Here is an 11,697-nt window from a genome sequence, read left to right as displayed (position 1 = left end):
CATGCCAAACCTGAGAATCGTTTCCGACAATGCGCTCGAGCGCGCGGCGTCGCTCACCGCTTCAAGCACCGCCGGCGCGCTGGCGGCGTCGAACCTGGTGAACTGGAAGAAGTCCGCGTTCTGGCGCGCCACCGGTACCAGCGCGCGCATCACCGCGCTGTTCGCCACGCCCGAGCCGATCCAGTTCGCGGGCTTTGCCTTCTGCAACTGGTCGCCGACTGTGATGATGCGCGTGCGCGTGAGCGAGGAGGCTGCGGCCACGAACCTGGTGCGCTATAGCTCGGACTTCGCCAATGGTGCTTGGTCCAAGCCAAGCATCACGCTTACGGCGAACTATGGCCCGGCGCCAGACGGCTCGAACACGGCGTGTCGGGTGCAGTTCACCGGCGCCGGGCAGGCAGTTTCGCAGGCTGCAGGCTTGGGTGCTGGCGTGCTGTGCTCCGGATCGATCTGGGTAAGGGGCACTGCCAGCCAGACGATTGCGGTTTCCGCCGGCGGCGTCGACCAGGTATTCACGCTCAGCGGCGCCTGGCAACGCTTGAAGGCGGTGGGCAAAGTATCGAGTAACAACATCTTCGCCGTCTCGACCGGCAGCGGCACCAACGCACGTGACATCCAGATCTGGGGCGCACAGCTGGAGACCGGCGGCACGTGCACCAGCTACTACCCGACCGGCGCCTCCGCCGCGACGCGCCCGGCCGGCTACATCGACACCTGGCAGAGCTACGACTACGACAGCGGCTGGGCACCGGCATGCCCGTGGCCGGCGACCAAGTTGCGCGGCTTTACCGCGGCGCAGGCGGCGAGCGCTTACGCTTACGGCGGCGGCACCTACGCGCGCCACTGGCTGCCGGCCGAGATGCAGGCGCGCGGCCTGGCGGTCGACATCAACGACCCGGACAACGTGCAGGGCTACCTCGAGGCCTGCAGCATGGTGGCCGGGCCGTACTGGTCGCCCAAGTACAACGCCGCGTCGGCGGCCGTCACGGTGCTGGACGGGTCGGAGAACTTACAGACCGGCGGCGGGGACACCTGCGGCAAAGTCGGGTTCATCTCGGACGAGGTCAGCATCGATCTGTCTTATTTCGAGGCCGACGATCGCGCCGCGCTGACCGCCATGGCGCGCAACAGCGCGGTGTATCCGCTGCTGCTGAGCGTCTTCCCGAACGATCCCGACCCGGCGCGCGAGCGCGATTACATGGTCTACGCGACCAGGTCCAAGAGCAGTGCAATCGGCATGAAGTATGCCGCCGGCTACACCACCAGCATCACTTTTAAGGAAGTCTGATAAATGAAAATGACGCCTCTCGAGTATGTCCGCAATGTCGCAATCGGCCTCGACCAGATGGTCAACACGATCCTGTTCGGCTGGCCTGATGAAACGCTTTCAGCGCGCTGCGGCCGGCTGGGGCACCGCTACCCGTACAAGTTCTGGAAGGTGGTGATTGACGCGATCTTCCACCCGTTCCAGGGCCCGAACCACTGCGTCAACGCGCACATCAAGGAAGGGCAGCGGTACCAGTCACCACCGCCGACCGAGCGCGCTTGAGCCGCGCCAGCACCAACCAATAGACCAGCCGCCTCGAGCGGTTTTTTTTACGCCCAATGAAAAGGCAACCATGAAAGTAACTCCCCTCGACGCCACCACCTACGCCGGCAGTGGCCTGACCATCGGCAGCGCGCTGACCCTCTCCCAGTGGGGCGTCGTGGCCGGCATCGTCACGGCGCTGCTCACGCTCGTGCTCAACGTCTGGTACACGCGCCAGAAGAACGCACGCGAGCGGCATCTGGCCGACCAGCAGGCGCACCTGGTCAAGCAGCAGGCACACCTGGCCGACCTGGCCGAGCGCGAGGCAGTCGCGCGGCTGGCGGCCCTGGGGCTGAAGCCGTGAGCCGCGCGCGCATCCTGGCGGCGGCTCTGGCCCTGAGCGCGTCCGCCTTCGTCGGGATCATTTCCAGCGAGGGATACACCGAGGCCGCGGTGGTGCCGACGAAGAACGACCGCCCGACGGTGGGCTTCGGGTCGACCTTCCGCGACGACGGCGCACCGGTGCAACTGGGCGACCGTATCACGCCCGTGCGCGCAGTGCAGCGCGCCGCCGCGCACCTGTCGAAGGAGGAGGCCGCGTTTCGCGCGTCGATCCCTGGCGTGGAGCTGCACCAGGCCGAGTACGACCTGTACATGGACTGGGTCTACCAGTACGGTACCGGCGCCTGGCGCGCGTCGACGATGCGCCGCCAGCTGCTGGCCGGCCAGTACGGCGCCGCCTGCGACGCACTGCTGCTGTATCGCAAGTCCGACGGCTATGACTGCTCGACGCCGGGCAACCGCACCTGCCCAGGCGTGTGGACCCGCCAGCTGGCACGCCACAAGAAATGCATGGAGGCGCAATGATCGACCTAATCCCAACGAAGTACCGGCTTGCCGCCGGCCTAGCCGCCCTGGTGCTGGCGCTGGCCAGCGCTGCTGCCGCCGGCGCCGTGGCCAACGGCTGGCGCCTGGATGCTGCGCACCTGCGCGCGCTGGCCGCGGAGCGCGAGAAGCGCGTCGCTGTCGAAGCCCGCCTGCTCGAGCAGAGCGCCGCCGTCGACAAGCTGGGCGCCGAGAAGGTGGCCGCCGACGGGCGCCGCGAGGTTGCCGAGAAGTTTGCCGCCGCCGTGATCGCGCGGGCGCAGAGCCGCGGCGCGGCCGTCGCCGCCAGCCAAGCGCCGGACTGCGGCGGGGTGATGCGCGAAGCGTGGGGGCGGTGGTGATGCCGAGCCTGCGCCACCTGCAGCTTTCGGTCGCGCCTGCAGCTGGGCGCTGCGCCTGCGCCCTGGTGGTGGCGGTGCTGGCCGGCTGTACGAGCTCGCCGCTGCCGAAAATCTCGGTACCGGTCGCAGTCGGCTGCGTCGGCGCGGTGCCGGCGCGCCCGGTGAGTACGTTCGGCGCCGGCACCTACCCGGGCGACAAGGCGGCGGCGCAAGCCGCACTGATCGACGCTGCGGCATGGGAGGGCTACGCCACAAAGCTCGAGGTGGTGATTGCCGGGTGTTCGCGCACCGTCGAGAAGGTGAAGGGCGTTTAGCCGCGGCGCCGGCGCGGCGGACGCACCAGCACGCGGTGCGCGATCCAGACCGGAACGCAACGGGTGTAGAGGTAGGTGGCTGCCGGTCCGACGCCGGCCGCCGCTCGCAAACGGAGCGCCTCATCGATGACGGTGGCGGTGGCTTTGTCGGTTCGCTTGTCCATAGGCAGCATCATGCCAGCATGCGCCGAGCAGGTTTTGACGCTCAGCAGTTCGGCCTTGCTATACTGTGCAAATATACAGTATAGGTGCCTCATGGGTTTCAAGCCGCCATTGCCCACGGATGAACTTCGCGCGATCCAGGGGCGCAATCCGGACTCGCCCGACGTCCGTGCGCTGCTGTGGGAAATCAAGCGCATGCGCGCCACGCTGCTCTACGCCGACCAGCTGCAGCGCATGCTGACCACGCTGCCTGGCCCGCAGGGCGCGATCCTCGACACCCTGCGCGAGAAGCTCAAGGATGAGCCGTGCGTGAAGGAGTTTCCACGCCTCCCGCCCGGCGCGTGAAAGATTTTTGCGGAACTGCGTGTATTTTGCGGAACTGAAGAATTGCGCTTCGTTTTGCGAGAGCCGCATAAACAGTGGTGCCCCGAGCCGGAATCGAACCGGCACGCCCTTGCGAGCACGGGATTTTAAGTCCCGGGTGTCTACCAGTTTCACCATCGGGGCAGCGCGGCAGGATTCTAGCACAGGCGTGCCGGGGCGGGTCAAAAGTGCAAGATTGTAAGCGCGGCGGCCTGGGCCGGGTCTATGGCCCAGCCATCGAATGGTGTAGCATGCTCCCCGGCGCAGAAGAGCCACGGAGGCTTCGACGCACGCGCCTGAACGAGAAGCACAAGGACCCGAATTGACCACGAATATCATCATCAACGACCAACTGCGCGCCTTTGTCGATCCGCTGAGCGAGATCGAATACGCCGCGCTCGAACGCAGCCTGCTGGCCGAGGGCTGCCGCGACGCCCTCGTGCTGTGGCGCGACGTCCTCATCGACGGCCACAACCGCTACGAGATCTGCCGCCGCAACGGCATCCCCTTCCGCACCGTCCACAACAACAATTTCGAGACCATCGAAGACGTCATGCTGTGGATGATCGACAACCACCTGGCGCGGCGCAGCGTGTCCGATTTCCAGCGCGGCCTGCTGGCGCTGAAGAAGAAGGAAATCGTCACCGCGCGCATGGCGCAGAAGATGGCCGACGAGCCGCCGGCGCCGAACCCGGACGACATGGACCCGCGCCCGCCGCCGCCGTGGAACACGCGCGAGGAAGTCGCCAAGGCGGCGCGGGTGTCGAGCAATACCATCAGCCAGATCGAACGCATCCAGAAGGCGGCCACGCCGCAGCTGGTCGAAGCGGTGCGCTCGGGCACGATCTCGATCAACGCGGCGGCGAACGTCGCCTCGCTGCCGGAATCGGAACAGATCGCCGCAGTGGCTGGCGGGCGCAAGGAACTGCAGCAGGCGGCGCGCCAGGTACGCGAGCAAAAGTCGGCGACCAAGCCGAAGAAGCTCGGGCCGGACGGCGAGCCGATCGACGAAAAGGTCGCACTGAAAGCAGAAATCGCCGCGCTGAAGGACCGCATGGCGACGCTGCTGACCGAAAACGAGATCCTCAAGCAGAAGCTGGCCAACGCAGGCTAAGTTGATGTGAGCCGATAACGATAACGATAACCGCACGGAGAACTCCGCATGATCCTGTCCCGTTCTGTAGCAATCGCCCTGGCCGGTCTGGTGATTGCCGCGTCACCGGCGCTGGCCGAGCAGAAGAGCGCCCCGGCGAATGTCACGGCCACGGCGCGCACCGCGTCGAACGCCACGGAACTGGCGCGCTGGCAAACCACGGCCGCCCGGGTCACGATCATGCGCGACAAATGGGGCATCCCGCACGTGTTCGGCAAGAGCGACGCCGACGCCGTGTTCGGCATGCTGTATGCCCAGGCCGAGGACGACTTCAACCGCGTCGAGCTCAATTACATCAATGCGATGGGTCGCCTGGCCGAAGTCGAGGGCGAAAAGGAAGTCTGGCGCGACCTGCGCATGAAGCTGTACATCACACCAAGCGACATGCAGGCCAAGTATGCGGCCAGCCCGGCCTGGCTGCAGGAATTGATGGTTGCCTTTGCCGACGGCCTGAATTTTTACCTGCACACGCACCCGGAAGTGAAGCCCAAGCTGTTGACCCGTTTCGAGCCTTGGATGGCGCTGTCGTTCAGCGAAGGCAGCATCGGCGGCGACATCGAATCGATCGAGCTGAAAGACCTGGAAGCGTTTTACGGCAAGGCCTTGAAACCGACCCTGGCCGATACACGTAACGTGAAGGATGAAGAACCACGCGGCTCGAACGGCTTTGCGATCGCGCCGAAGCTCTCGCGCTCCGGCCATCCGCTCCTGCTGATCAATCCGCACACCTCGTTCTACTTCCGCCCCGAAATCCACATGGCCAGCGAACAGGGCCTGAACGCCTACGGCGCCGTGACCTGGGGCCAGTTCTTCATCTACCAGGGCTTCAACGAGCGCGCCGGCTGGATGCATACCTCGGGCGGCGGTGACGTGATCGACGAATACCTGGAAACGGTGGTCGAACGGCAGGGTAAATTCTTCTACAAATACGGCAAGGAAGAGCGCGCGCTGCGCGCCGTGCCGATCGCGCTGCCCTTTAAAAAGCCGGATGGCGGCATGGGCAGCCGCAGCGTGACGGCGTACTTCAGCCACCACGGACCGATCGTGCGCGGCGAGAACGGCAAGTGGGTCGCCGTGAAAATGATGGACGAGCCGGTCAAGGCGCTGACCCAGTCGTATTCGCGCACCAAGGCGAAGAACTACGCCGCTTTTTACCAGGCGATGGAGTTGCGCACGAATTCCTCGAACAACACCGTGTATGCCGACGCCGACGGCAACATCGCTTACTTCCACGGGAACTTCATCCCGAAGCGCGACACGAAGTTCGACTGGTCCAAGCCGGTCGACGGCAGCAACCCGGCCACCGAATGGCAGGGCCTGCACGACGTCAAGGACACGATCACGCTGACTAACCCGGCCAGCGGCTATATCTCGAACACGAACAACTGGCCCTTCAGCGCATCCGGCGCTAATAGCCCCAAGCGCAAGGACTATCCCGACTACATGTGGTCGCTGCCGGAAAATGCGCGCGGCATCCACGCCGAACGGGTGCTGAAGGATGCCAGGAACCTGACGCTCGACAGCCTGATTGCCGCCGCCTACGACAGCTATCTCACCGCTTTCGAGCCGCTGGTGCCGCAGCTGGCCAGGGACTTCGATGCGCTGCCGTCCGGCGACGCGCGTAAGGCGCAGTTGGCCGAACAGGTGGCGAGCCTGCGCGGCTGGGACCTGCGTTTCGCCGCGAACTCGGTGCCGACCGCGCTGGCCGTCTACTGGGGCCAGGACATGGTGGCCGCCAACGCGCCACGGGCACGGGCGGCGAACATGCCGACGGTCGATTTCATCAGCACCCGCTTGAATGCGGACGAGCGCCTCGAGGCCTTGTCCCGCGCCAGCGCGAAGCTGACGCGCGACTTCGGCACCTGGAAAACCCCGTGGGGCGAGATCAACCGTTTCCAGCGCATCAGCGGCGACGTCGACCAGGCATATGACGACGGCAAGCCAAGCTGGCCGGTGGCGTTTACGTCGGCGACCTGGGGTTCGCTGGCGTCGTTCGGCATGGTGGCCAAACAAAAGACCAAACGCATCTACGGCGACCGCGGCAACAGCTTCGTCGCCGCCGTCGAATTCGGGCCGAAGGTGAGGGCGAGGAGCATCCTGGCCGGTGGGCAGAGCGGCAATCCAGCCTCGAAGCATTTTGCCGACCAGGCCGAGATGTACAGCCGTGGGGAATTCAAGGATGTGCTGTTCTACAAGGAAGACATTCGCAAGCAGCTCGAGCGCGAGTACCACCCGGGGAAATGACATGAAAACCGAACTGGAAAAAATGCTGGCCGGCGAGCTGTACCACGCCGGCTGCCCGGAAATCCAGGCCGAGCTGGCCGCCTGTGCGGCCTGGATGGCGCGCTATAACGCGGCGCAAGGCGCGACCGCCGATGTCTGGGGCACGCTGCTGCGCGAGCGCCTCGGCGGCGTGGGGGAGGGGGCGATATTGCGTCCGCCGTTCTACTGCGATTACGGCAGCAACATCCACCTCGGCAAGAACGTCTTCATCAATTACAACTGCGTGATCCTCGACGTGGTGCGCGTCACGATCGGCGAGGAAACCCGCATTGGCCCCGCCGTGCAGATCTACACGGCCGACCATCCGCGCGACCCGGCCGTACGCCGCAGCGGGCTGGAATCGGGCATCCCGGTCACCATCGGCAGCAATGTCTGGATCGGCGGCGGCGCCATCATCCTGCCGGGGGTGACGATCGGCGACGACGCGATCGTCGGCGCCGGCAGCGTGGTCACGCGCGACGTGCCGGCCGGGGCGACCGTCGCGGGCAATCCGGCGCGGATCGTCGCTCCCAAGGTCAACGGCTGAGCTGGCGCGGCGGCCAGCGCGCACGCTATAATTTCGCGATTCTCATTTGGTGCACGGGCAGGGCAGTGGCAAAACTCTATTTCAGGTATTCGGCGATGAACGCCGGCAAATCCACGGCGCTGCTGCAGGTCGCGCACAACTACGAAGAGCAGGGCCAGCAGGTCAAGCTCTACACGGCCGTGATCGACAACCGCTACGGCGTCGGCCTGATCACCTCGCGTCTCGGTCCGCAGCGCCAGGTCGATACCTTTGACGCCGGCACCAATTTCCTGGCCGCGGCGCCCAAGGTGTCCTGTGTGCTGGTCGACGAGGCGCAATTCCTCACCAAGGAGCAGGTCCAGCAGCTGCACCAGCTGGCCCAGGTGCGCGGCGTGCCGGTGATCTGCTATGGCCTGCGCAGCGATTTCCGCGGCGACCCCTTCCCCGGTTCGGCCTACCTGCTGGCGCTGGCCGACGACATCGAGGAAATCAAGAACATCTGCACCTGCGGCAAGAAGGCGACCATGAATATCCGCGTCGACGAGGCCGGCCGGCGCATCCATGAAGGCGAGCAGGTCAGTATCGGCGGCAACGAAAGTTATCGGCAGGCCTGCGGCCGCTGTTTTTATTCTCGTTAAAGCATTTCGATGGCGAGCGTGCTGCCGGCATGCACTAGCGTATTGCCAGGTGTGCTATGCGGCAGCGCGGACATCCTGCTCTACCTGGTGCCGTCGATGGCGGTCGCCTTTCTGTTCTGGATGCTGGCCGGCAGGCATCCCGCCTTTTTCCTGCTGACCGCGCCCGGCACCCTGTGCCACGAGCTGGCGCACTTCGGTGTCGGCCTGCTGACGAATGCCGAGCCGACCAATATCAGCCTGTTTCCGCGCCGTAAGGGCAAGGTGTGGGAACTCGGTTCCGTTACCTTTGCCAACCTGCGTTGGTACAACGCGGCCCCGGCGGCGCTGGCGCCACTGCTGATCCTGCTGCTGCCGCTGGCGGTGGCCGCCTGGCGCACCGGCCCCGGCTGGCATTTCGCGCCGCTCGACCTGGCGCTTGCCGTCTTGCTCGCTCCGCAATTCCTGTCGTTCTGGCCGTCGCCGGTCGACTGGCGCCTGGCCGTGCGTTCCTGGCCCTGGATCGTCGTGCTCGGCATGGGCGGCGGCCTTTACTTCTGGCACGACGCGATACTGAGGCTGGTGCGAGGCTGACCACGCCGGCTTAAGCCATCCTTAATCTTGTCAGTCCGCCCAGCGTGAGCCGACTCGACGCGGGCCCGCGTTCCTGTAGAATGAGTTCGCACGCCGTCGATACCATGAGTATCCGGCGTTCGGTACGATACCCAAGTTCACGTTCGGAGAACGACTAATGAAGAAGCAGATGTTGATCGTCGCCCTGGCCGCCGCCTGCGCCCTGTCGACGCACGCGGTCACCGCACAGCCAGAAAAAGTCGCATCCACCCAGATGAAACCCATCGCCGCACAGACGCAAGCCGCGCTGTGGGCCTCGCGCGTGCTCGGGCGCTATCACTACAAGGCGACGCCGCTCGACGATGCCATGTCGGAAAAAATCTTCGACAACTATTTCCAGACGCTCGACGGCGAGAAGCTGTATTTCACCCAGGCCGACCTCGACCGCTTCGCGCCGATGCGCACCAAGTTCGATGACGCCATCAACAACGAAGACCTGACCCAGCCCTTCGCCATCTACAACCTCTACCAGCAGCGCTTTGCCGAGCGCATGAACTACGCGCGCAGCCTGCTCAAGACGAAACTCGACTTCACGGTCGACGAAACGCTGCAGCTCGACCGCGAAAAAGCCCCGTGGGCGAAGTCCGAGGACGAAGTGCGCGACCTGTGGAGGAAGCGCGTCAAGAACGACTGGCTGCGCCTGAAACTGGCCGGCAAGGACGAGAAGGGCATCCGCGAGACGCTCGACAAGCGTTACGATAACTACGTCTCGCGCATGAAAAAGCTGAACAACGAAGACGTGTTCCAGATGTTCATGAACGCGTACGCCACCGCGATCGAGCCGCACACCAACTACCTCGGCCCGCGTTCGGCCGACAACTTCGACATCGCCATGCGCCTGTCGCTGGAAGGCATCGGCGCCGTGCTGCAGACGCGCGACGATTACACGGTGATCCGCGAAATCGTGCCGGGCAGCCCGGCCGACAAGTCCGGCAAGCTGAAGGTGGGCGACCGCATCGTCGGCGTGGCGCAGGGCACCGGTGCCTTCACCGACGTGCTCGGCTGGCGCATCGACGACGTGGTGCAGCTGGTGCGCGGCGAGAAGGGCTCGACCGTGCGCCTGGACGTGATCCCGGGCGACGCCGGCGTCGACGCCAAGCACGTCACCGTCTCGATGGTGCGCAAGAAAATCAGCATGGAAGAGCAGGCCGCCAAGAAGTCGATCATCCAGGTCAAGGAAGGCGGCGTGAACCGCCGCATCGGCATCATCTCGCTGCCGACCTTCTACCAGGACTTCGAAGCGCGCCGCAAGGGCGACAAGGACTTCAAGAGCGCGACCCGCGACGTCGCCCGCATCCTGGGCGAACTGAAAAAGGAAAAAGTCGACAACGTGCTGATCGACCTGCGCAACAACGGCGGCGGTTCGCTGACCGAAGCGGTCGAGCTGACGGGCCTGTTCATCGACAAGGGTCCGGTGGTACAGCAGCGTACCGCCGAAGGGCGCGTCGAAGTCGAGAGCGACACCCAGGCCGGCCTGGCCTGGGACGGTCCGATGGGCGTCCTGATCAACCGCGGCTCGGCTTCGGCGTCGGAGATCTTCGCCGCCGCGATCCAGGATTACGGCCGCGGCCTGGTGATCGGCGAACCGAGCTTCGGCAAGGGCACGGTCCAGACCCTGATCGACCTCGACCGCTTCTCGCAGTCGGAAAAAGTGCGCTACGGCGAACTGAAGATGACGATCGCCCAGTTCTTCCGCATCAATGGCGGCACCACCCAGCTGCGCGGCGTCACGCCCGACATCAAGCTGCCGGTAACCACCGATCCGGACAGCTTCGGCGAGTCCTCGTTCGACAACGCCTTGCCATGGGTGTCGATCAAGCCGGCGACCTACATCCCGAGCGGCGACCTGAAGGAACTGGTGGCGCCGCTGCAGAAACGCCACGAGGCGCGCATCGCCAAGGACAAGGAGTTCCAGGACCTGCGCGAAGACATCGCCGAAGTCATGAAGCTGCGCAAGGAAAACGCGATCTCGCTGAACGAAGCCGTGCGCCGCAAGGAGCGCGACACCCAGGACGCCCGCGCCAAGATGCGTGAAGCACGCCTGGCAGCCGCCAAGGGCAGCGTCGACGAACCGGTCGCGGCGCCGGGCGGCAAGGAAGCGCGCAGCAAGGTGCCCGAGCCAACCCGTCCAGCCAAGGCGGTCGTCGCCGCACGCAATGCACTGCGCGACGATGGCCTGCAAGGCGACGAGCGCGCGCTGTCGGCCGAGATCGCGGCGGAAAAGGCGGCCAAGGATGCCAAGGACGTGCTGCTGCAGGAAGCCGCCCATATCCTGGCCGACGAAGCCGGCATGCTCAAAACCGATACGCGCATGGCCTCGCGCACGATGCCGTACATGGCGAGCGCGAAGCCTGAATAAGGTTTTTGCATCGTCAAAAAAAGCTCCTTCGGGAGCTTTTTTTTCGTCCGTGGCCGCGGCGTGCGGTCGCGGCGGGCATGCCCGCCCTACGGTGATCGCGATGCAGGACGTGGCGCCTGCATCGCGCGTAGGGTGGGCCGGGCGTCGAACCGCTCCGCCCACGCGGTCGTACCATGCATACCCGGGCGTCCGCGATGAACGTGTCGACATGCATCCGTTGGTCCGCGTGGGCAGAGCCCACCCTACGTATCGCGCGATGCGGCCGCTGCCTCCCGCATCGCGCAAGATGCAGGGTAGGCTCCGCCCACGCGGTCGTACCAATGCATACCTGGATGTCCGCGAAGAACGTTTCAACATGCAACCGTGTTACTTCGGGAGCTTCTTCGTTCGTGGCCATGGCGTGCGGTGACGACTTGCATGCGCCGCACGCGGGCATGCCCGCCCTACGGTGATCGCAATGCGGGCCGCAACGCCCGCATCGCGCAGTACGTAGGGTGTGTAAAGGCAAATTAGAAATGTCCGCTTTTGGCAAAGTTAAAATGTCCGCTTTCTAAAAG

The 11,697-nt window shown here is 65.1% G+C and carries 14 protein-coding genes and 1 tRNA gene; 13 read left to right on the top strand and 2 right to left on the bottom strand.

What is annotated here, in order from left to right; translation table 11 throughout:
* Nucleotide 1 precedes the first annotated feature (1 nt).
* The 6 genes from IFT60_RS09595 to IFT60_RS09570 all read left to right on the top strand — a co-directional run bounded on the left by IFT60_RS09595 (nt 2) and on the right by IFT60_RS09570 (nt 3,068).
* A complete protein-coding gene (locus IFT60_RS09595; protein ID WP_192051747.1) occupies nt 2–1,288 on the top strand; it encodes a phage head spike fiber domain-containing protein in 1,287 nt (428 codons plus the stop codon).
* A gap of 3 nt (nt 1,289–1,291) precedes the next feature.
* Nucleotides 1,292–1,549, top strand: coding sequence for a pseudouridine synthase (locus IFT60_RS09590; protein ID WP_192051746.1), 258 nt, complete (start codon nt 1,292–1,294; stop codon nt 1,547–1,549).
* 70 nt (nt 1,550–1,619) lie between these two features.
* Nucleotides 1,620–1,892, top strand: coding sequence for an HP1 family phage holin (locus tag IFT60_RS09585; protein ID WP_192051745.1), 273 nt, complete (start codon nt 1,620–1,622; stop codon nt 1,890–1,892).
* Nucleotides 1,889–2,395 (top strand): glycoside hydrolase family protein, encoded by a 507-nt coding sequence (locus tag IFT60_RS09580; RefSeq protein ID WP_192051744.1) that lies wholly within the window; start codon nt 1,889–1,891, stop codon nt 2,393–2,395. The genes IFT60_RS09585 and IFT60_RS09580 overlap by 4 nt, the downstream gene beginning before the upstream one ends.
* Nucleotides 2,392–2,754 (top strand): hypothetical protein, encoded by a 363-nt coding sequence (locus tag IFT60_RS09575; protein ID WP_192051743.1) that lies wholly within the window; start codon nt 2,392–2,394, stop codon nt 2,752–2,754. The genes IFT60_RS09580 and IFT60_RS09575 overlap by 4 nt, the downstream gene beginning before the upstream one ends.
* Complete coding sequence (locus IFT60_RS09570) at nt 2,754–3,068, top strand: hypothetical protein (RefSeq protein ID WP_192051742.1); 315 nt, start codon at nt 2,754–2,756, stop codon at nt 3,066–3,068. The genes IFT60_RS09575 and IFT60_RS09570 overlap by 1 nt, the downstream gene beginning before the upstream one ends.
* Here IFT60_RS09570 and IFT60_RS09565 read toward each other — a convergent pair.
* Nucleotides 3,065–3,244 carry a hypothetical protein gene (locus tag IFT60_RS09565; RefSeq protein ID WP_192051741.1) on the bottom strand — a complete coding sequence of 60 codons (180 nt, stop codon included), beginning with the start codon at nt 3,242–3,244 and terminating at the stop codon, nt 3,065–3,067. The genes IFT60_RS09570 and IFT60_RS09565 overlap by 4 nt on opposite strands.
* Before the next feature lie 97 nt (nt 3,245–3,341).
* Between IFT60_RS09565 and IFT60_RS09560 the strand changes: the two genes are divergently transcribed.
* Nucleotides 3,342–3,575 (top strand): hypothetical protein, encoded by a 234-nt coding sequence (locus IFT60_RS09560; protein ID WP_192051740.1) that lies wholly within the window; start codon nt 3,342–3,344, stop codon nt 3,573–3,575.
* Between the two features lie 75 nt (nt 3,576–3,650).
* Here IFT60_RS09560 and IFT60_RS09555 read toward each other — a convergent pair.
* Nucleotides 3,651–3,737 (bottom strand) — tRNA-Leu (locus IFT60_RS09555).
* Nucleotides 3,738–3,915: 178 nt separating this feature from the next.
* Here IFT60_RS09555 and IFT60_RS09550 point away from each other — a divergent pair.
* The 6 genes from IFT60_RS09550 to IFT60_RS09525 all read left to right on the top strand — a co-directional run bounded on the left by IFT60_RS09550 (nt 3,916) and on the right by IFT60_RS09525 (nt 11,140).
* Entirely contained in the window at nt 3,916–4,707 is a 792-nt protein-coding gene (locus tag IFT60_RS09550; RefSeq protein ID WP_192051739.1) for a hypothetical protein, read from the top strand.
* A 48-nt stretch (nt 4,708–4,755) separates the two neighbouring features.
* Nucleotides 4,756–6,990: a penicillin acylase family protein gene (locus tag IFT60_RS09545; RefSeq protein ID WP_192051738.1), complete on the top strand. Its 2,235-nt coding sequence runs from the start codon at nt 4,756–4,758 to the stop codon at nt 6,988–6,990.
* 1 nt (nt 6,991) lies between these two features.
* Nucleotides 6,992–7,555 carry a sugar O-acetyltransferase gene (locus IFT60_RS09540; RefSeq protein ID WP_192051737.1) on the top strand — a complete coding sequence of 188 codons (564 nt, stop codon included), beginning with the start codon at nt 6,992–6,994 and terminating at the stop codon, nt 7,553–7,555.
* Between the two features lie 65 nt (nt 7,556–7,620).
* Nucleotides 7,621–8,172 (top strand): thymidine kinase, encoded by a 552-nt coding sequence (locus IFT60_RS09535; protein WP_192051736.1) that lies wholly within the window; start codon nt 7,621–7,623, stop codon nt 8,170–8,172.
* A gap of 51 nt (nt 8,173–8,223) precedes the next feature.
* A complete protein-coding gene (locus IFT60_RS09530; protein ID WP_374001138.1) occupies nt 8,224–8,742 on the top strand; it encodes a hypothetical protein in 519 nt (172 codons plus the stop codon).
* Between the two features lie 157 nt (nt 8,743–8,899).
* Nucleotides 8,900–11,140, top strand: a complete 2,241-nt coding sequence (locus tag IFT60_RS09525; protein ID WP_192051734.1) for a carboxy terminal-processing peptidase — start codon at nt 8,900–8,902, stop codon at nt 11,138–11,140.
* Nucleotides 11,141–11,697: the final 557 nt, after the last annotated feature.

The organism is Massilia sp. CFBP 13721 (assembly GCF_014842025.1).
In the GTDB taxonomy this organism is placed as follows: Bacteria; Pseudomonadota; Gammaproteobacteria; order Burkholderiales; family Burkholderiaceae_D; genus Telluria.
This window is presented reverse-complemented; position numbering and strand designations above follow the sequence as displayed.